At 64.2% G+C, this 19,932-nt stretch carries 19 protein-coding genes; 10 read left to right on the top strand and 9 right to left on the bottom strand.

Going from position 1 to position 19,932, the window contains the following annotated elements:
- Window positions 1–70 precede the first annotated feature (70 nt).
- On the bottom strand, window positions 71–1,543 hold the full coding sequence (locus AC3WS7_RS15415; protein WP_492656970.1) for an RNB domain-containing ribonuclease: 1,473 nt from the start codon (window positions 1,541–1,543) through the stop codon (window positions 71–73).
- A 147-nt stretch (window positions 1,544–1,690) separates the two neighbouring features.
- On the opposite strand from AC3WS7_RS15415, the gene AC3WS7_RS15420 reads away from it, so the two are divergent.
- Complete coding sequence (locus tag AC3WS7_RS15420; RefSeq protein ID WP_492656971.1) at window positions 1,691–1,999, top strand: nucleotidyltransferase family protein; 309 nt, start codon at window positions 1,691–1,693, stop codon at window positions 1,997–1,999.
- Window positions 2,000–2,036: 37 nt separating this feature from the next.
- Entirely contained in the window at window positions 2,037–2,333 is a 297-nt protein-coding gene (locus AC3WS7_RS15425; RefSeq protein WP_492656972.1) for a HepT-like ribonuclease domain-containing protein, read from the top strand.
- Here AC3WS7_RS15425 and AC3WS7_RS15430 read toward each other — a convergent pair.
- Complete coding sequence (locus AC3WS7_RS15430; RefSeq protein ID WP_492656973.1) at window positions 2,330–3,079, bottom strand: NYN domain-containing protein; 750 nt, start codon at window positions 3,077–3,079, stop codon at window positions 2,330–2,332. The genes AC3WS7_RS15425 and AC3WS7_RS15430 overlap by 4 nt on opposite strands.
- Window positions 3,080–3,275: 196 nt before the next feature.
- Between AC3WS7_RS15430 and udk the strand changes: the two genes are divergently transcribed.
- On the top strand, window positions 3,276–3,917 hold the full coding sequence (gene udk / locus AC3WS7_RS15435; protein ID WP_296472312.1) for a uridine kinase: 642 nt from the start codon (window positions 3,276–3,278) through the stop codon (window positions 3,915–3,917).
- Window positions 3,918–3,926: 9 nt separating this feature from the next.
- Window positions 3,927–5,042: a DNA alkylation repair protein gene (locus AC3WS7_RS15440; protein WP_492656974.1), complete on the top strand. Its 1,116-nt coding sequence runs from the start codon at window positions 3,927–3,929 to the stop codon at window positions 5,040–5,042.
- Window positions 5,043–5,086: 44 nt separating this feature from the next.
- On the opposite strand, the gene AC3WS7_RS15445 is transcribed toward AC3WS7_RS15440, so the two are convergent.
- Window positions 5,087–5,497: a methylglyoxal synthase gene (locus tag AC3WS7_RS15445; RefSeq protein WP_296472309.1), complete on the bottom strand. Its 411-nt coding sequence runs from the start codon at window positions 5,495–5,497 to the stop codon at window positions 5,087–5,089.
- Window positions 5,498–5,507: 10 nt separating this feature from the next.
- A complete protein-coding gene (locus tag AC3WS7_RS15450; RefSeq protein ID WP_492656975.1) occupies window positions 5,508–6,065 on the bottom strand; it encodes an HNH endonuclease in 558 nt (185 codons plus the stop codon).
- A 176-nt stretch (window positions 6,066–6,241) separates the two neighbouring features.
- On the opposite strand from AC3WS7_RS15450, the gene AC3WS7_RS15455 reads away from it, so the two are divergent.
- The 4 genes from AC3WS7_RS15455 (at window position 6,242) to AC3WS7_RS15470 (ending at window position 12,409) form a co-directional block, all read left to right on the top strand.
- Window positions 6,242–7,228 carry a bifunctional riboflavin kinase/FAD synthetase gene (locus tag AC3WS7_RS15455; RefSeq protein ID WP_296472307.1) on the top strand — a complete coding sequence of 329 codons (987 nt, stop codon included), beginning with the start codon at window positions 6,242–6,244 and terminating at the stop codon, window positions 7,226–7,228.
- Between the two features lie 91 nt (window positions 7,229–7,319).
- Window positions 7,320–10,208: an isoleucine--tRNA ligase gene (gene ileS, locus AC3WS7_RS15460; RefSeq protein ID WP_492656976.1), complete on the top strand. Its 2,889-nt coding sequence runs from the start codon at window positions 7,320–7,322 to the stop codon at window positions 10,206–10,208.
- The gene (gene lspA / locus AC3WS7_RS15465; RefSeq protein WP_492656977.1) at window positions 10,208–10,711 is read left to right on the top strand and encodes a signal peptidase II; all 504 of its coding nucleotides are present in this window, start codon (window positions 10,208–10,210) and stop codon (window positions 10,709–10,711) included. Before ileS ends, lspA begins: the two co-directional genes overlap by 1 nt.
- A gap of 39 nt (window positions 10,712–10,750) precedes the next feature.
- The gene (locus AC3WS7_RS15470; protein ID WP_296472301.1) at window positions 10,751–12,409 is read left to right on the top strand and encodes a Na/Pi cotransporter family protein; all 1,659 of its coding nucleotides are present in this window, start codon (window positions 10,751–10,753) and stop codon (window positions 12,407–12,409) included.
- A gap of 47 nt (window positions 12,410–12,456) precedes the next feature.
- Here the strand turns inward: AC3WS7_RS15470 and AC3WS7_RS15475 are convergent, their stop codons facing one another.
- Window positions 12,457–13,353, bottom strand: coding sequence for an outer membrane protein (locus AC3WS7_RS15475; RefSeq protein WP_492656978.1), 897 nt, complete (start codon window positions 13,351–13,353; stop codon window positions 12,457–12,459).
- Between the two features lie 22 nt (window positions 13,354–13,375).
- Window positions 13,376–14,371 (bottom strand): quinone oxidoreductase family protein, encoded by a 996-nt coding sequence (locus AC3WS7_RS15480; protein WP_492656979.1) that lies wholly within the window; start codon window positions 14,369–14,371, stop codon window positions 13,376–13,378.
- Window positions 14,372–14,476: 105 nt separating this feature from the next.
- Here AC3WS7_RS15480 and AC3WS7_RS15485 point away from each other — a divergent pair, with 105 nt between their 5' ends.
- Complete coding sequence (locus AC3WS7_RS15485) at window positions 14,477–15,379, top strand: DMT family transporter (RefSeq protein ID WP_492656980.1); 903 nt, start codon at window positions 14,477–14,479, stop codon at window positions 15,377–15,379.
- 16 nt (window positions 15,380–15,395) lie between these two features.
- Here AC3WS7_RS15485 and AC3WS7_RS15490 read toward each other — a convergent pair whose 3' ends face one another.
- On the bottom strand, window positions 15,396–16,565 hold the full coding sequence (locus AC3WS7_RS15490; protein WP_492656981.1) for an MFS transporter: 1,170 nt from the start codon (window positions 16,563–16,565) through the stop codon (window positions 15,396–15,398).
- A 172-nt stretch (window positions 16,566–16,737) separates the two neighbouring features.
- Here AC3WS7_RS15490 and AC3WS7_RS15495 point away from each other — a divergent pair, with 172 nt between their 5' ends.
- A complete protein-coding gene (locus tag AC3WS7_RS15495; protein WP_492656982.1) occupies window positions 16,738–17,703 on the top strand; it encodes a helix-turn-helix domain-containing protein in 966 nt (321 codons plus the stop codon).
- A gap of 448 nt (window positions 17,704–18,151) precedes the next feature.
- Here AC3WS7_RS15495 and AC3WS7_RS15500 read toward each other — a convergent pair whose 3' ends face one another.
- The gene (locus AC3WS7_RS15500) at window positions 18,152–18,946 is read right to left on the bottom strand and encodes an SDR family oxidoreductase (protein WP_296472292.1); all 795 of its coding nucleotides are present in this window, start codon (window positions 18,944–18,946) and stop codon (window positions 18,152–18,154) included.
- Between the two features lie 22 nt (window positions 18,947–18,968).
- A complete protein-coding gene (locus AC3WS7_RS15505; RefSeq protein ID WP_296472290.1) occupies window positions 18,969–19,913 on the bottom strand; it encodes a DMT family transporter in 945 nt (314 codons plus the stop codon).
- Window positions 19,914–19,932 lie beyond the last annotated feature (19 nt).

Consider the following 19,932-nt stretch of genomic DNA (forward strand, 5'->3'; position numbering starts at 1 on the left):
GCTGCTGGCGCATATTCCACGTGAGCTAGGGTCCAGTTCCTTCAATAACGAAGGTATTGCAATCCGCGCGCTAGCCCGCCTCAAAGTCAATAAACCCGCGCTCCACATTGGTGGACAGCAGCCTCACGCGCACTTTGTCCCCCACCTTCAGCGCGCTGGCGCCGCGCAGCAGCTTGCCTTCGGCGGGCGGGTTCAGCAGGCGCACCCACTGACCATCGGCGGCGTTGCCGGTGACGATGGCGTCAAAGCGTTCGCCGATGCGGGATTCGAGCAGCAGCGCGGCTTCGGACTTGCGCATCTGGCGCTCCACCTTTTGCGCCGCGTCTTCCTGGCGGGTGCAGTGGGTGGCCAGTGCGGCCAGCTCGGCGTTGCTATAGGGCGGCGGCTCCTTCGCCAGCGTGGCCTTGAGCAGGCGCGCGGTGATGAGGTCGGGGAAGCGGCGGTTGGGCGCGGTGGAGTGGGTGTAGTCGGTGACGGCCAGGCCAAAGTGGCCTACGGGCGGGCCGCCGGGGGCCTCCAGCACGTATTCGCCTCGCCCCATGAGTTTGACGATGACCAGCGACAGATCGGCAAAGCGCAGCGGGTCGACCCGGCGGCGCTTGGCCAAAAAATCTTCCAGCGCTTTCGAATCCGGGTCGGGCGGCAGCACGTCGCCATATTCCTTGGCCACCGCCACGATACGCAGCCAGCGCTCGGGCGAGCGCACCACGCGGCGCAGCGAGGCCACGCCCTGCGCGGCCAGGTAGCGCGCGGTGCAGGTGTTGGTGGCGATCATCACTTCTTCAATGAGCTGGCGGGCGCGGTTGTGTTCTTGCAGCGCGATGTCGGCCACGCGTTCGCCGTCAAACGTGACGCGCGGCTGAAAGCTCTCAAACTCCAGCGCACCCGCGCTGCGGCGGCGTGCGCGCAGCTGCTGGGCCAGCGCGTCTTGTGTGCGCAGCTGTGCGTCCAAGCCCGGCACGGCGGCCGCAGCGGCGGGCAAGTCGTCCTGCCCGTCCAGCCAGGCGCTCACCGCGTCATACGCCAGCTTGGCCTGGTTGCGCACCCGGGCGCGGTACACGGTGGAGCCAGCCAACGAGCCATCGGGGTTGAACACCATCTCGGTCACCATGGCCAGGCGGTCTTGGTGGGGGTTCAGTGATGTCAGGTCGGTGGACAAACGCTCGGGCAGCATGGGGAAGATGCGTGCAGACGTGTAGACCGAGGTGGTGTTGGTGCTGGCGTGCTGGTCGATGGGTGTGTCGCGCGGCACCAGCGCGTCCACATCGGCAATGGCCACCCACAGGCGCACGCTGCCGTTGGGCAAGGCTTCAGACACAGTGAGCTGGTCCAGGTCCATCGAGTCGTCGTTGTCGATGGAACACCACAGCAAGGTGCTGAGGTCGTGGATGGCAGGGTCTGCACTGGTGCCCGTGGCGGTAATGCCAGCCAGCTGGCGCTCCACCGCGGACGAGAACTCGGGCTCCAGCCCGCGCTCCGACATGGCGTGGATGGCAATGCGAACCAGGTCGCTGCGGTGGTGAGATGGTGGCTTGGTACGCATCAAGCCAATATACGCCTGCGTGGGCCCACTGCGCTGAACGGCTGACTGGGCGGATTCACTATTGTTTTGGTAGCTGCTTGCGCATACTCCACGTGGGCTAGAGGCCGATTTGACACATCAACGGGGCGCTCCAGTAAACTCCAAGTCATGCACCCAGCCATCGCCCAACACCGCACAGGCATTTCTGCCATCTGCCAGCGCTACCGCATTCAGCGGCTGGAAGTGTTTGGCTCGGCGGCACGGGCCGATGACTTTGACCCTGCCAACAGTGACGCTGACTTTCTGGTGGAGTTTGCGCCGGGCGTCCAGCCTGGGCTCAACGCCTTGTTTGGTGCCAAAGCAGACCTGGAAGCCCTGCTGGGCCGTGGGGTGGACTTGGTAGAGCCTGGCGCAGTCCGTAACCCCTACGTGCTGGCCAGCATCAATAGCAACCGCGAAGCCATTTATACAGCGTGACCCACGCGCCTTTTTATGGGACGTACGCGAGTCGGCTTTGGCGATTCAGTCGTTTACCAGTGGCATGGATGTGACGGCGTATGAGGGCAACGCAATGGCCCAGGCTGCGGTAGAGCGCAAGTTTGAAATCATCGGCGAAGCACTCAACCAGCTATCGAAACTGGATGCCTTGATTGCCGCACGTATTCCAGACCTGCCGCAAATCGTGGCGTTCCGCAATCAGCTGATCCATGGATATGCCACGGTGAGCGTGGGCACGGTCTGGAACATCACCCGGAGCGCGCTGCCCGCTCTGCTTGACTCCGTGCAAGCGCTGCTGGACGAGCTCGGTTAGGTCTTGGCCCCACCAGCGGCTTTGCGCCGCACATGCAGATGCGTCTGCACCGCATCGCCCTCGCCGCTCTTCACTTCTTTCACGTCCAGATACGCTGCCTGCTGGCGGATGAGTTCGCCCAGCTTGGCTACGCCGTAGTTGCGCGGGTCGAACGAGGGGTGGCTGCGGTTGATCTGGCTGCCCAGCGCGGACAGTGTGGTCCAGCCGTCTTCGCGGGCGGTGGCGTTCAGGGCGTTGAGCAAGATGGGTTTGAGCTTGGGCAGCTCGGCCACGGGCTCGGCACCGGGCTTGGCCTCTTCGGGCTGAGTGCGCAAAATTTCGGTGTAGATGAACTTGTCGCACGCGGCCACAAAGGGTTCGGGCGTTTTACGTTCGCCGAAGCCGTAGACCACCAGCCCTGCCTCGCGGATGCGGGTGGCCAGGCGGGTGAAGTCGCTGTCGCTGCTGACCAGGCAAAAACCGTCCACGCTACCGGTGTGCAACACATCCATGGCGTCGATGATCAACGCTGAGTCGGTGGCGTTTTTGCCGCTGGTGTAGCTAAACTGCTGGATGGGCTGGATCGCCATGGTGTGCAACACCTCTTTCCAGCCCTTGAGGTTGGTGGTCGTCCAGTCGCCATAGGCGCGCTTGATGGTGGCGGTGCCGTAGCGCGACACCTCGGCCAGCAGCTCCTGGATGACGGAGGCCTGCGCGTTGTCCGCGTCAATGAGGACGGCGAGTTTCTGGTTGGTATTGGTGGCCATGGCGTTCCCCCTGTGATTTGCCACATCGTACCGCGCGGCAAAACCGCTATGGTTTTAATAGCTGCTTGCGCAATATCCATGGGGTCTAGCGGCCTATTTGACATCAAAATAGGGCGGGCCGGTAAACTGTATCCCGGTGCCGCCCCGCGGCCTTGTAAGATCACGCCCTTTTGCCCGCCCGGAACCGGAAACAAGCATGCCCAAAACCAACAACAAACCTTTCGTGATCGGTGTCGCAGGCGGCAGTGGCAGCGGCAAGTCCACGGTCACCCGTGAGGTGCTGGCCTCCATTGGGCCGGAGATGGCTTCGGTGGTCTACCAAGACGACTATTACCTGGACCAGACCCACCTCTCGATTGAAGAGCGCGTCAAGACCAATTACGACCACCCCGATGCCTTTGACTGGCCGCTGATGGTGAAGCAGGTGCAAGCCTTGCGCCGTGGCGAGGCCATCGACATGCCGACCTACGACTTTGTGAAGCACAACCGCGCGCCCACCACGGTGGTGGTGAACCCGGCGCCGGTGATTGTGGTGGAGGGCTTGTTTGCGCTGTTCGACCCCGAGCTGCGCAAGATGATGTCGCTGAAGATTTTTGTGGATACGGCGGCCGACGTGCGCTTTATCCGCCGCCTGCAGCGTGACATTTCCGAGCGTGGGCGCAGCGCCGAGAGCGTGATTGCCCAGTACCTGGAAACCGTGCGCCCCATGCACAAGCAGTTCATCGAGCCCACCAAGCGGCACGCGCACGTCATCCTGCCGCACGGCGCCAATGACCCGGCGGTGGACATCATCACCACCAAGGTGAAGACGCTGATCCGCGACCTGGAACGCAGCTAAAGCCACGCCATGGCCGAGCCCCTGGTTGCCCAATACGGCCCCGATGTACCCCGCGCCATTGCGCGCATGGTGGCCGCGGTGCACCGGCGGTTTGACACCGATGCCTTTTTGCACGACGCGCTGAACGGCTTTGAGGCGCTGGCGCTGATGCCGCGTGGCAAACACATGGCGCGGGCGCTGCAGCGGCATTTGCCGCAAGACTATGCCCAGGCGCTGCCCATCGTGCTGGCGTCGGCCGAGCAGCCGCATGGGCGTGACCCGGGTTTGTCGCTGGGGTCGTTCTTGTACCTGCCGCACACGGCGTTTGTGGCGGAGTTTGGGCTGGGGCATTTTGATCTGTCGATGCAGGCGCAGCACGCGCTCACGCAGCGCTTCACGGCAGAGTTCAGCATTCGCCCCTTTCTGCAGCAGCACCAAGATGCCACGCTGGAGCGGCTGGCGGAATGGACGCAGGATGCAAGCGAACATGTACGCCGCCTGGTGTCTGAGGGCACACGGCCGCGGCTGCCCTGGGCGTCGCGCCTGCCCGCCTTCCAGCGCGACCCGGCGCCGGTGCTGGCGCTGCTGGAGCGCCTGAAGGACGACGCCGCGCTGTACGTGCGCCGCTCGGTGGCCAACAACCTCAACGACATTGGCAAAGACCACCCCGCCCTGCTGGCCCACACGGCCCAGGCCTGGCTGCAAGGCGCCACGCCCGAGCGGCGCTGGATCGTGCAGCACGCGCTGCGCAGCGCGGTGAAACGCGGCGAGGCCGGTGCGCTGGCGGCGCTGGGCTTTGGAGAAACGGCCAACGTGGTGGTCGGCCAGCCTGCCATCACACCACAGCGCGCAGTGATGGGCGGCTCGCTGAACGTGGCCTTTGACGTGACCAACACCACGGCGCAGCCCCAGCAGGTGCTGGTGGACTTTGCGGTGCACTACGTCAAGGCCAATGGCCAGGCGCGGGCCAAGGTGTTCAAGCTCAAGACGCTGGACCTGGCCGCGCACGAGACCCAACGCGTGGGCAAAAAAATCTCGCTGGCCGACATGACCACCCGCAAACACTACCCCGGCCACCACCGGGTAGACGCCATCCTCAACGGCCGCGCGCAGGCGCTGGGGACCTTTGATTTAACAACCAGTTAAAGCAGGATTTAGACCGCCAGCCCGCGCCGCCGTTGCGCCAGAAGCTATAGTTTCAGGAGCATTTGCGCCAACACCAGGCGCGCGCTGGACAGGTTGGTGGCGCAGGGCACGTCGTGCACATCGCAGGCGCGCACCAGGGCGTTGATGTCGGGTTCGTGCGGCTGTGGGGTCATGGGGTCGCGCAAGAAGATCACCGCGTCCACCTCGCCCTGCGCCAGCCGCGCGCCAATCTGCAAGTCGCCGCCCCAGGGGCCGCTGAGCATGCGCTCCACATCCAGGCCCGCTTCATCCACCAGACGTCCGCCGGTGGTTCCGGTGGCCATCAGTGTGCAGCGCTGCAGGTAGGGCGCGAACTCTTTGGCCAGTGCGACCATGGTGTCTTTCTTGCGATCGTGCGCAATGAGTGCGATGCGCGGGCGGTCTGACGGGGTGGGGGTGGCAGGGGCGTTGTACATGCCCACTATGCTAATCCAGCAGGCGCGAGGACTTGGGCACGTGCGCCATCAAAAACTCCATCTGGTCCGCCAGGATGCGGCGGTTGCGCAGGATGAAGTCCTCCCACAGGCTGGGCACGTAGGGCGTGTAGAGCAAGGGCATGTGGGCCTGCTCGGGCGTGCGGTGGCTCTTGCGGTGGTTGCAGGGCTTGCACGCGGTGACCACGTTCATCCAGGTGTCGATGCCGTGCTGGGCAAAGGGGATGATGTGCTCGCGCGTGAGCTCGCTCTCGTGGAAATGGCCGCCGCAGTAGGCGCACACATTGCGGTCGCGGACAAAGAGCTTGGCGTTGGTCAGGCCAGGGCGCAGGTTGAAGGGGTTGATACTGGGTACGCCGCGCGTGCCAATGATGCTGTTGACCTTGATGATCGACTGCTGGCCGGTCATGGCGTTGTGCCCGCCGTGGAACACGGCGACCTCACCCCCCGACTCCCAGCGCACCTCGCCCGCAGCGTAATGGATCACCGCTTGCTCCAGCGATATCCAGGACTGGGGAAGCCCTTGGGCCGACAACTTCAAGACTTTCACGCAACGCCTCCATCAACGGTAAAACCTACCACCAACACGGACTGCCAAATGTCTGCAAGTGCGCGCCAGACGTGTGTCCGGGCCCTGCTAAGTCACAATATACCGTGTTTCCATGACAAATTGGCGTCCAGCCCCGGCAGCGTTTGCGCGGCCTGCTATCAAAAAGATAACAAAACATGAAGGTTTTCCGCGGTTTCAAGCACCCTGGCATTGCCAGCGCGAGTGCGGTCACGATTGGCAACTTTGACGGTGTCCACCGGGGGCACCAGGCCATGCTGGCCCTGCTGCGTGCCGAAGCCCAGCAGCGCGGCGTGGCCAGCGTGGTGCTGACCTTTGAGCCCCACCCACGCGACTACTTCGCCGAGCTGCACAAGAAACCCGAGCTGGCCCCGGCCCGCGTGGGCACCCTGCGCGACAAACTGGAAGACCTGGCCCAAGCCGGCGTGGACCAGACCGTGGTGCTGCCCTTTGACGCCCGGCTGGCGAACCAGAGCCCGCAGGCGTTCATCGACCAGGTGCTGCTGCAAGGCCTGGGCGCCCGCTATGTGCTGGTGGGCGACGATTTCCGCTTTGGCAAGGCCCGCGCGGGCGATTACGCCCTCTTGGACGCCGCAGGCGAGGCCCAGGGCTTTGACGTGGCCCGCATGAATTCGTACGAAGTGCATGGCCTGCGTGTCTCCAGCTCCGCCGTGCGCGACGCGCTGGGCCGGGGCGACATGGCAGCCGCCGCCCGCCTGCTGGGCCGCCCCTATTGCATCAGTGGCCACGTGGTGCACGGACGCAAGCTGGGCCGCACGCTGGGCTTCAAGACCCTGAATTTGCGCTTTGCGCACTGGAAACCGGCTGCCAGCGGCATCTTTGTGGTGCTGGTGCATGGCCTGGCCAGCAAGCCGCTGCAAGGCGTGGCCAACCTGGGCGTGCGCCCCTCGCTGGATCCCAACGATGTGAACGGCGGGCGTGTGCTGCTGGAGACCCATTGCCTGGACTGGCCTGCCGAGCTGGGCCCCGAGGGGGCCTACGGTAAAATCATCCGTGTGGAACTGCTACACAAACTGCACGACGAACTGAAATACGACGGTCTGGATGCCCTCACCCAGGGCATACAAAAAGACCGCGACGACGCGCGTGTCTGGCTCCAGTCCAACGTCAGCACCCGAATTTGACGGGGCTCCCCGACGCACTTTGCCCCGCGTCTTGCCCCATTGCTTGCCGTGACGACCACCGCAGGCCGTCCAACTCCCTTTGAGATTAGCCATGACTGACAAAGTTGATTACCGCAGCACCTTGAACCTGCCCGACAGCCCCTTCCCCATGCGCGGCGACCTGCCCAAGCGCGAACCGGCCTGGGTGAAAGAATGGAACGAAGAAGGCCTGTACAAGAAGCTGCGCGATGCGCGCCATGGCGCCCCGTTGTTTGTGCTGCACGATGGCCCGCCCTATGCCAACGGCAAGCTGCACATCGGCCACGCGCTGAACAAGGTGCTCAAGGACATGATCGTCAAGAGCAAGCAGCTCGCCGGCTTTGACGCGCAGTACATCCCTGGTTGGGACTGCCACGGTCTGCCGATCGAAAACGCGATCGAAAAACTGCACGGCCGCAACCTGAGCCGCGACGACATGCAGGCCAAGAGCCGCGCATTTGCCACCGAGCAGATCGACCAGCAGCGCGAAGACTTCAAGCGCCTGGGTGTGCTGGGCGACTGGGAGCGCCCCTACAAAACCATGAACCCGGCCAACGAGGCGGGCGAAATCCGCGCCTTCAAGCGCGTCATCGAGCGCGGCTTTGTCTACCGTGGCTTGAAACCCGTGTACTGGTGTTTTGACTGCGGCTCGTCCCTGGCCGAGTTTGAAATCGAATACGCGGACAAGAAGAGCGACACGCTGGATGTGGCCTTCGAGTCCAACGATGCCACAGGTCTGGCCAAGGCCTTTGGCCTGAGCGCCCTGCCCGCGGGCAAGCCAGCCTTTGCCGTGATCTGGACCACCACCGCGTGGACCATCCCGGCCAACCAGGCACTCAATGCCCACCCCGAGCTGGAGTACGCGCTGGTGGATACGCCCAAGGGCGTGCTGCTGCTGGGTGCCAATCTGGTCGAGAAGTGCCTGGAGCGCTTCGGCCTGACTGGCACGGTGCTAGCGACCGCCAAGGGCGAAGCCCTGCGCGGCCAGGTGTTCCGCCACCCGCTGTATGACCTGCCTGAGAGCGGTAACGAATACAGCTACAAACGCCTGTCGCCGCTGTACCTGGCTGACTATGTGAGCGACGGCGACGGCACCGGCATCGTGCACTCCTCGCCCGCTTACGGCGTGGACGACTTCAACAGCTGCATCGCCAACGGCCTCAAGTACGACCAGATCTTGAACCCCGTGCTGGGCAATGGTGTGTATGCCGAAGAGCTGCCCCTGTTCGGTGGCCAGCACATCTGGAAGGCCTGTGCCAACGTCATCAACACGCTGCGCGAACACGGCCGCCTGATGGCCACCGTGGGTATCACGCACAGCTACCCGCACTGCTGGCGCCACAAGACACCAGTGATCTACCGCGCCGCCGCCCAATGGTTTGTGCGCATGGACGAAGGCGTTGGCGTGTTCACCCAGGACAAGGCGCCCAAGACCCTGCGCCAACTGGCGCTGGACGCGATCGAAGACACCCAGTTCTACCCCGAGAACGGCAAGACCCGCCTGCGCGACATGATCGCCAATCGGCCCGACTGGTGCATCTCGCGCCAGCGCAGCTGGGGCGTGCCCGTGCCCTTCTTTTTGCACAAGGACAGCGGCGAGCTGCACCCGCGCACCATGGAGATCCTGGACCAGGCCGCAGACATCGTCGAAAAGGGCGGCATCGAAGCCTGGAGCCGTGTGTCGGTGGAAGACATCCTGGGCGCAGCTGACGCCCCCAGCTACACCAAGAGCACCGACATTCTGGAAGTCTGGTTCGACTCGGGCTCCACCTTCCAGCACGTGCTGCGCGGCAGCCACAAGGACGCCTACGACCGCGTGCCCTTCCACACCGAAGGGCCCGAGGCCGACCTGTACCTCGAAGGCCACGACCAGCACCGCGGCTGGTTCCACAGCTCGCTGCTGCTGGGCTGCGCGCTGTACGACCGCGCCCCCTACCGTGGTCTGCTGACCCACGGCTTTGCCACCGACGGCCAGGGCCGCAAGATGAGCAAGAGCCTGGGCAACACGGTGGACCCACAAACCGTGACCAGCAAGCTGGGCGCCGAAATTGCCCGCCTGTGGGTGGCCAGCACCGACTATTCGGGTGACCTGAACATCGACGACAAGATCCTGGCCCGCGTGGTGGACACCTACCGCCGCGTGCGCAACACGCTCAAGTTCTTGCTGGCCAACGTCAGCGACTTTGACCCGGCCAAGGACGCCGTGCCAGCAGACCAGCTGCTGGAGATCGACCGCTACGCCCTGAGCCGCGCCGCGCAGCTGCAGGCGGACATCCTGGCGCACTACAAGGTGTACGAGTTCCATCCTGTTGTGTCGAAACTGCAGGTCTATTGCAGCGAAGACCTGGGCGCGTTCTACCTCGACATCCTGAAAGACCGCCTCTACACCACGGGCGCCAACAGCCTGGCACGCCGCTCTGCACAAACCGCGCTGTGGACGATCACCCAGGCCATGCTGCGCTGGATGGCACCGTTCCTGAGCTTCACCGCCGAAGAGGCGTGGGCCGTGCTGGGTGCCGAAGGCAAGACGCCTGCCGCCACCAAGCTGTCCATCTTCATGGACGGCTATGTGGCGCTGGCCGCGGCGGATGAGGCCTTGCTGGCCAAGTGGGACCGTATCCGCGCCGTGCGCGAAGCCGTCAACAAGGACATCGAAACCCTGCGGACTGCCGGCCAGGTGGGCGCGTCCTTGCAGGCCGAAGTGACCCTGACCGTGCCCGCGGAAGAGTTTGCACTCTTGAGCAGCCTGGGCGATGACCTGAAGTTTGTGTTCATCACTTCCGCTATCAATTTGGTAGCTGGTGACGCACAATCCATAAGCGTTGCAGCCTCAAATGGTACAAAATGCGAGCGCTGCTGGCACTATCGGCAAGACATTGGCGTAGATGCAGCCCACCCCACGCTATGCGGCCGCTGCACCAGCAACCTGTATGGCGCCGGTGAAAACCGCGTGTTTGCCTGATGGCCCGCGGCGGCAAAGCAGCCGGTGGCAACACCGGCCTGTGGCAGTGGCTGGGTCTGGCCTTTATCTTGCTACTGGCAGACCAGTTCACCAAAATCCTGATCCTGGGCTACTACCAGTTGGGCGACAGCACCTACGTGACCAGCTTCTTCAATGTGGTGCGGGTCCACAACACGGGGGCTGCGTTCTCGTTTCTGGCGGGCGCCTCGGGCTGGCAACGCTGGTTCTTCACGGTGTTGGGCCTGGTGGCAGCCGGGGTCATCATCTGGATGCTCAAGTCCCACCCGGGGCAAAAGCTGTTCAGTTTTGCCATGGCCTGCATTCTGGGCGGCGCCATTGGCAACGTGATTGACCGCCTGGCCCATGGTTACGTGGTGGACTTTTTGGATTTCCACTGGCGGGGCATGCATTTCCCCGCCTTTAATGTGGCGGACAGCGCGATTTCCATCGGCGCGGTTTGCCTGATACTGGACGAACTGCTGCGCGTGCGCAAAACCCGCTAAACAGGGACGGCACACCGCGCGGCACACAAGGAAGAGTTTGTGACGCATTTGCTGAATCTGTTTGCCGCGATTGCCCTGCTGGTGTGGGGCACGCACCTGGTCCGTACCGGTATCCTGCGCGTATTTGGCGCCAACCTGCGCAGCATCCTGGCGCACAGCACCGGCAACCGCTTTGCCGCCGTGGTGTCGGGCATTGGTGTCACGGCCGTGGTGCAGTCCAGCACCGCCACCGCACTCATCGTCTCGGCCTTTGTGGGCCAGGGGCTCATGAGTCTGCCCTCGGCCCTGGCCGTGATGCTGGGCGCGGACATTGGCACCAGCCTGATGGCCGTGGCGTTTTCGCGGGATCTGTCCTGGCTCTCGCCTCTGTTCATTTTTATCGGCGTGGTGCTCTTCATTGCACGCCCCTCCACCACCGTTGGCCGCGTGGGGCGCGTACTCATCGGGCTGGGCCTGATGCTGCTGGCGCTGCGCCTGGTCACGCAATCGGCCACCGTACTAACCCAGTCAGCAGCGGTCAAAGCCCTGCTGGGCACGCTGACCAGCGACTTGCTGCTGGAGATTGTGGTGGGGGCCGCACTGGCCCTGGTGTCCTACTCCAGCCTGGCCATCGTGCTCCTGACCGCCACGCTGGCCACCTCGGGGGTGATCCCGGTGGACGTGGCATTGGGTCTGGTGCTGGGCGCCAACCTGGGCAGCGGTGCGCTGGCGGTGCTGACGACCATGAACGCCAATGTGGAGACGCGCCAGGTGCCGCTGGGCAACCTGGTGTTCAAGGTACTGGGGGTGGCGGCGGTGCTGCCGTTTTCGGGCGTCTGGATGCGATATGCCAGCCCCTACCTCACCGACGAGGCCACGCTGGTGGTGGGTTTTCACCTCGCTTTCAACGTGGGCGTAGGCATTGCCCTGATCGGCTTCACACAGGTGGTGGCACGCTGGGTGGAACACTGGCTGCCCAAACCCCAAAAGACCACCGTGGCCGGCCGCCAGCGCCACCTGGACCCCTCGGCTCTGGCCACGCCCTCCTTGGCGATTTCATGTGCCGTGCGCGAGGCCATGCACCAGGCCGATGTGGTGGAGTCCATGCTGCTGGGCACCCTGGCGGTGATGCGCGACAACGACCAGGCCCTGGCCAAACAGCTGCGCACCATGGACGACACGGTGGACGAGCTCTACAGCGACATCAAGTACTACCTGACCAAAATCTCGCGCGAGGCGCTGGGCGAGAACGAGGCCAAGCGCTGGACTGACATCATCAGCTTCACCATCAACATGGAGCAGATCGGTGACATCATCGAGCGCGTGATCCTGGATGTGGAAGACAAGAAGATCAACAAGGGGCGCGAGTTTTCCGACGCGGGCATGGCCGAGATCTGCGAGCTGCACAGCCGCCTGGTGGACAACCTGCGCCTGGGCATGAGCGTGTTTTTGAATGGCAATGTGCGCGATGCGCGCCGCCTGCTCGAAGAAAAAACCCGCTTCCGCGACCTGGAGCGCCAGTACGCCGCCACCCACATCGCGCGCCTGTCAGACAACACACTCTCCAGCATCGAGACCAGCTCTCTGCACCTGGACCTGATCAGCGACTTGAAGCGCATCAACTCGCACATCTGCTCGATTGCCTACCCCATCCTCGACTCCGCGGGCGAACTGGCGCCGAACCGCCTGCGCATGCATGTGGAGTCCAGCGGCAAATAAAAAAGGCCGGCGCATGCACCGGCCTTTTGGCTTGGAAACCCAAGCGCTTAGAAGCGGTAACCCACCGCCACCAGCAACTCGTTGTAGGTGAAATGGTGCGAGGCCTTGTCGCCGCGCGCACTGGTCAGCACATCGGGCAGGTCCACATACCCCATCTTGTAGGCCGTGCGCACAAACACGGTCTTGGTCACGTCCACGTCCATGCCCACACCGGCGCCCACGCTCCAACCGGCCAAATGGAACTCGTCGTTGCGGGTCTGGTTCACCATGTGCATGGTGGCGTTGGTCTTGGGAATCACGATGCCCAGGCCCACCAGCGCAAACACCTTGGTGCGGTCGCCGCCAAACCAGTCCACCTTCTTTTGCTTTTCGTATTCCAGGCTCACGATGTTCAGGCCATCGGTGTGCTCGAAGTTGAGCCAATTGTCGGCAATCACCTGCTGGCCGCTTTGCGTCACACCCTTGATCTGGCCGTCAATGGCAACGGACTGGTCCTGCACCACCACATATTTCATGTGGTCCAGGTTCAGGGCAATGGCGGTGTCGCCATCGAGCTGGTAGGCCACACGCAGGTTGGTTTGCGGGATGGTGATCTCGGCCGGGTTCAGGTAGTACTTGAAGATGTCCGCCAGACCGGTGTTGGTCTGCAAGTCGGTGGCCTTGACATCGTGCAGGGTGAAGTCGTGGTCCGAGCCCTTGAAGTGAATGGTGCTGTTGGAGTAGGTGGAACGGTTCCAGCCCCAGTAGATCGACCAACGCCTGCTGTTCTCCGCATCAATCTGGGCCGCGGTCTTGTCGACGGCGGCGGCAGGTGCTGGTGTGGCGGCAGGCTGGGCCTGGGCCAACACCACCGAAGAGGTCTGCGCGTAGGACGCAGCAGCAGCCACCAGGCCCGCTGCGCAAACAAGGGATTTGCGCAGGAGCGCGGAGGAAGTCAAAGTCATCTTGCGATTTTATCCCCCTGACTTACAGGGTCAGGATGGTGCAACCGGTTGTTTGACGTGCCTCAAGGTCTTTGTGGGCCTGCTGCACGTTTTCCAGCGTGTAGTGCTGGGCGATGTGGATCTTCACGGCACCACTTTGCACCACGGCAAACAGGTCGTCCGCCATGGCCTGCGTGGCCTCACGCGTGGCGATGTGGGTGAACAAGGTCTGGCGCGTCACGTAGATGGAGCCCTTGGCCCCCAGCATGCCGGGTGCAAACGGCGCCACCGGGCCCGAGGCATTGCCGAAGCTGGCCATCAGGCCAAACGGGGCCAGGCAATCGAGTGATTGGTCCCAGGTGTCTTTGCCCACCGAGTCGTAGACCACCTTCACGCCCTTGCCACCGGTGATCTCTTTGACCCTCGCCGCAAAGTCATCTGCTGCGTAATTGATAGCAAACTCCGCACCATTGGCAAGCGCCAGGGCACATTTGGCATCAGACCCCGCAGTGCCGATGAGGCGTAGACCCAAGGCCTTGGCCCATTGGCAGGCAATCAGGCCCACACCGCCAGCCGCCGCGTGGAAGAGCACAAAGTCGCCAGGGTTCAGTCCGCCCTGGGGCAAGGTGCGCTTGAGCAGGTACTGTGCGGTCAGGCCCTTGAGCATCATGGCCGCACCGGTCTCGAAGCTGATGGCATCCGGCAGCTTGCACACGCACTTGGCGGGCAGCACCCGCACCTCGCAGTAGGCGCCGGGCGGGTTGCTGGCGTAAGCGGCGCGGTCGCCCGCCTTCAGGTGGGTCACGCCCGCACCCACCGCCTCCACCACACCGGCGGCTTCCATGCCCAGCTGCACGGGCAATTGCTGCGGGTACAGGCCGGTGCGCTGGTACACATCGATGAAGTTCAGACCCACCGCGTGGTGGCGCATGCGCACCTCGCCGGGGCCCGGCTCGCCCACGGTCACGTGCACCAGCTGCAATTGTTCGGGGCCGCCGTGCTGGGCGATGTGGATGGCACGGGAGGGAATGGCAGTCATGGGGTGATCTCCAAAGTAGTGGTGAACTGTGGGCGCTGATGGTGCCAGAAAGCCGTGTCAGCCGCTCGCAAGCGAGGTCATGCCCGGCTTGCTACAGTCGCCCGCATGCACAAAGGCCTCACTCCCACCGCAATTGCGTTGCTCGTCATTCCGCCCCTCATGTGGTCGGGCAATGCCGTGGTGGGGCGACTGGTGGCACCCATGGTTTCCCCCATGACGCTGAACCTGCTGCGCTGGGGCATTGCCTTTTTGTTGCTGCTGCCGCTGGCCGGTGCCGTGCTGCGCCCGGGCAGCGGCCTGTGGCCCCAGTGGCGGCGCTTTGCCTGGCTCAGCCTGTTCAGCATCGGCGGCTACAACGCGCTGCTCTACCTGGCCCTCAACACCTCCACCGCCATCAACGTCACCCTGGTGGGCGCCAGCACGCCGGTGTGGATGCTGCTGATTGGGCGGCTGTTTTTCAAGATGGCGGTAACCCGCCGCCAGCTGCTGGGGGCGGCCTTGTCCATGGTCGGTGTGGTGCTGGTGCTGGGCCGGGGCGACTGGGAAGTCATCACCCATCTGCGCCTGGTACCGGGCGACCTGTATGTGCTGCTGGCCTCCATGGCCTGGGCCTTCTACAGCTGGCTGCTCGCCCATCCCACACCCGAGTCCGCCCACATCCGGGCCGACTGGGCGCAGTTTCTGCTGGGGCAGATGGTGTTTGGCCTGGGCTGGTCGGCGCTGTTCACCGCGGGCGAGTGGGCACTGACACCGGCGCACATCGACTGGAGCTGGCCGCTGGTGGCTGCCTTGGCCTTTATTGCGGTAGGCCCCGCGGTGATTGCCTATGGGTCCTGGGGTGCAGGCGTGTCGCGCGCCGGGCCCGCGGTAGCGGGCTTTTTCATCAACCTCACGCCCCTGTTCACGGCACTGCTCTCCTCCCTGTTTTTGGGGGAGCCACCGCGCGTCTACCACGGCGTAGCGTTTGTGCTCATCGTCTCGGGCATCGTGCTGTCTTCCCGCAAATAGCCCCCCAGGCGCCTGCCTAGGCCTTCTCGGGTACGTGGCGGGAACTGAGCGCCAGGATGGTGGAAGCCAGCACCACCACGCCCATGGCCAGCGTGAGTGAGGCGTGCTGGGCAATGCCGCCAATCAGCGGTGGCCCGATCATGAAGCCGCTGTACCCAATGGACGACACCGCTGCAATGGCTGCGGCGGGGGTGGTGCCCGGGACGCGGCTGGCTGCGCCATACAAGATGGGCACCACCATGGCCAGGCCGGCACCAATGAAGGCGTAACCCAGCAAGGACACCCAGGGGTTGCCGCTCAGCAGCAGCACCGCCATGGCCAGTGCCGTGGTGCTGCCGCTGGCGCGCAGCAGTCGCTGCTCGCTGAACCGGGCGCGCAGGCTGTCGGCCACAAAACGCATGGTGGCCATGGCGCCGGAAAACGCGGCATAACCCAGGGCCGCCTGCGCCTGGGGCATGCCCACCTCCTGCTGCAGGTAGAGCACACACCAGTCGTACATCACGCCTTCGGCGCTCATGCCGGCAAATATCAGCAGTCCAATCACCAGCAGCGGGCCGCGCGGCCAGGCAAAGTGCGGCTTCTGGGCGCTGGCCTCGGTGTCTGGCGCGGTGGGCAACATCCAGCGCGAGCCCACCAGCACCCAGGCCGCCATGCCCAGCCCCACCGCGCTCAGCTGCCAGGGCGCAGGCACGCCCGCGCGCAAGAGCCCCGCCGCCAGCGCGGCCCCAGCCATGCCACCCACGCTGAACATGCCGTGCAAACCACCCATGATGGGCTTGCCCCCCGCAGTCTCCAGCGCCGAACCTTCGGTGTTGATGGCCACGTCGTACACGCTGAGCGAGGAGCCGAACACCACCATGGACAGCAGCAGGAGCGCAAAGCTGGGCCACTGCAGCGCCATGCCCAAAGAAAACGCCATGACCAACGCACACAGCGCCGCCGCATTGCGCGCCCCCAGCCGGCCAATCACGCGGCCCGCAAAAAACAATGCCAGCACGGCACCACTGGCCGCCGCCACCAGCACCAAGGAGAGCGCGCCCTCGCCCAGCCCGTAATGCGCCTTGACCGAAGGAATGTGCACCCCCCAGGCCGCGCTGAGCACACCCAAGGCGGCAAACAACGCGCGCGTGGCCCAGGTGGCCTGGCGGATTTGGGCTGGGGTGCCGTGCACGGCAGCGGCGCTCATGCGGCACTCCCGGGCTGGCAAGCGCTAGCAAAAAACCGGGAATCAGTACGAGGAATCTTGGTTGGCATAAGAAATAACAGGGATTCTGGAAACACAGGAAAATAAAACCACCATTCCTGCGCTAGCGTACGGGTTTGCCATACCGCGGGCAACGCCAATCCATACCAGCAACATGTCAAAAGTAGCAAAATTCTTTGAAACACCAGCACTGCCCGATTGCAGCTGCGTGGCCGCCATTTCGCCCGACGATCCGTCCGCGCCCGCCCACGCACGGCAGATGCGTGTGGTGCTGGGCGACTTCATTGCGCGCGCGGCCCAAGGCAGCCTGCGCGTGCTGTCGCCCCCGGCGCAAAGCGGCTGGACCACGCGCGGCGCGGGGCACTTGCACCTGAACCCCGAGCTGTTTTTGCAGGTGCAGGGCCACACCACGTTCCGCTTCCCCGAGGGCGAAGTGACCCTGCGCGCCGGCGAGGCCCTGCTGATGCCCCCCAAGCTGCTGCACGACGAGTGGGTGGCCGGGAACGGTGCGCAGGCGTTTTCCAACCTGGTGATCTATGCCGACCACCAGGCCCTGTCGTGCCATCTGGCGCACGAAGACCGCCCTGGTCACCCCGCCAACCTGTACCTGGAGGTCTACCCGCATGTGGAGGCCGCGCGCATTGAAGGCTGGCTGGGCGACGCCAGCAAGCCGCCCGCACACGACGCACAGGACCTGTGGGGGCTGCAGCAGCGCGCGCTGGTGCTGGCGGCACTGACGGCGGTGGCACGCTTGCTGGATGCACCGCAAAAATCCGTGGCCAGCGAACCGGCTATGCTGGGCCAGTTGCGTGTGCTGGTGCAAAACCGCTTGGGCGAAGTGGACCTGACAGTGACCAGTCTGGCCGAGGAACTGGGCTGCACCGCGGACTACCTGTCGCACCTCTACAGCCGCAGCACGGGGGAACATCTATGGCAGGTGGTGCTGCGCCAGCGTTTGGCGCGCGCGGCCCGGCTGTTGGCGGAGGATGGTTCGGCGATCAAAGAGATTGCCTGGTGCTGCGGTTTTGCCAGCGCGAGTTATTTCATTCGCAGTTTCAAGCAGCAGTTTGGGCTGACGCCCAAGGTATTTCGGGCGCAGGCGCAGGCGGGGGTGTCTTGAGTCTCCTGCGGCGGCTTTTTGTGTGTGCCTGCACCGCTTTTTTGGACACCCACTCCCCCAGCCCCTCGCCCCGTCGGCGAGGGGAGCCTTTGAACAGCCATATTTGGTGGTTGCGCGCCGACTGCGTGACTACTGGGGTGAAGTTGCCAGCGTCAGTTTGCTCCACGGCCTGTGCCTGCGGTTGTGGGACTTCGGAGGAATGTGTTTGCCAACGCTGGCGGCTGCGTCCGCCAGTGGCTCCGCACCAGTTTTTTGCTATTCACCACAACCGTTGGCGCTGGCCGTGGCGTACCCATCTATTGGCAGTGGTACTTGTGTAGCACCGTAGCCGGAGCGCAGCCCCCAAATCGGCTGTTCAAAGGCTCCCCTCGCCGACGGGGCGAGGGGCTGGGGGAGTGGGTGTCCAAAAAAAGCGGTTTAGGCGAACAAAAAATCTCCCCCAAGAAAACTAGTAGGTCCCCGGATAAGCCCCGCCATCCAGCAACACGTTTTGTCCCGTCATATAGCTAGCCTGCTGGCTGCACAAGAAAGCACAGACCTGCCCAAACTCCTGGGGCGTGCCATACCGCCCCATGGGAATCTGCGCCTGCTGCGCAGCGCGCACCTCGTCCACACTCTTGCCCGTCTTGGCCGCCGCGGCCTTCACCGTCGTGGCAATGCGGTCGGTGTCGAACTTGCCGGGCAAGAGGTTGTTGATCGTCACCCCCTTGGCGGCCAGGCTGCTGCGTGCCACGCCGGCGACAAAACCGGTGAGGCCGCTGCGTGCGCCGTTGGACAGGCCCAGGATGTCGATGGGTGATTTGACCGAGCTGGAGGTGATGTTGACGATGCGCCCAAAGCCGCGAGCGGCCATGCCGTCCACCGTGGCCTTGATGAGCTCGATGGGCGTGAGCATGTTGGCGTCCACCGCTTTGATCCAGGCCTCGCGGTCCCAGTCGCGGAAGTCGCCCGTGGGTGGACCGCCCGCATTGGTGACCACGATGTCGAACTGGCTGCGCATGGCGAACACCGCGGCGCGGCCGGCCTCGGTGGTGATGTCTTGGGCACAAAACAGCACCTCAGCGCCTGTGGATACTGCGTAAGCAGCTTCCAAATTCATAGCACTTTGCTGCAACGCCTCGTGCCCGCGCGCCACCATCAGCACGTTCACGCCCTCGGCCACCAGTGCCTGCGCACAGCCCAGACCCAGCCCCTTGCTGGCGCCGCACACCAGCGCCCATTTGCCCTTGATTCCCAAGTCCATTGTGTTGTCTCCAGAAAATAATTCAGTCGGCCACCGGTGCCGCCGCGCGCTGGCGGCTCACCACGTACACGCCCAACAGCACCAGCACCGTGCCGCCCACCACCCAGCCGTTCATGGGCTCGTCCAGCAGCAGCACACCCATGGCGATGGTGGACATGGGGCCCACCATGCCCACCTGTGCGGCCAGGCCGGCGCCAATGCGCTCGATCGCCATCATGACCATCAGCACCGGCACCACGGTGCAGGCGGTGGCGTTGAGCAGGGACAGCCACAGCACCTCGGGCGCCACGGCAAAAGCGGTGTTCAGCGGGCGCAGCACCACAAATTGCGCGATACACAGCACGCAGGCCACACTGGTGGCCAGACCCACCAGGCGCAGCGAGCCCAGGCGCTTGACCAGCTCACCGCTGTACGACAGGTACAGCGCGTAGCTGATGGCACTGCCCAGCACCAAAAGCGCGCCCAGCGCCACATCACCGCCAGCCAATGTGACCTCGTGGCCAAACACCAGCAGCACGCCGCCGTAACTGATCGCCATGCCCAGCGCCTGCGGCGCCGTCACACGCCTGCCGTACAGCGCCACACCCAGCAGCACCACCAGCGTGGGGTTCAGATACAGGATCAGCCGCTCCAGCGAGGCCGAGATGTAGGCCAGCCCGGCAAAGTCCAGAAAGCTGGCCAGGTAATAGCCGGTGACGCCCAGGCCCAGAATGCCCCACTTGTCGTGGGCAGTCAGGCGCGGCAGGGCCACACCCGAGAGGCGCGCCTTGCGCCCGGTCCACCACACGATGACCAGAAAGAAAGGCAGCGCCATCAGCATGCGCAGCATGATGAGGGTGACCGCGTCTACCCCATAGCGGTAGGCCAGCTTGACGATGATGGCCTTGCCACTGAAGGCAATCGCGCCTGCGATCGCCAAAAACAAACCAGTTGCTATTGATTTAGGAGCTATCTGCGCACTATTCATGAGGGCTAGAGGCACTTTT

The sequence above is a fragment of the Rhodoferax sp. EU05-FHT12H12 genome (assembly GCF_058791215.1).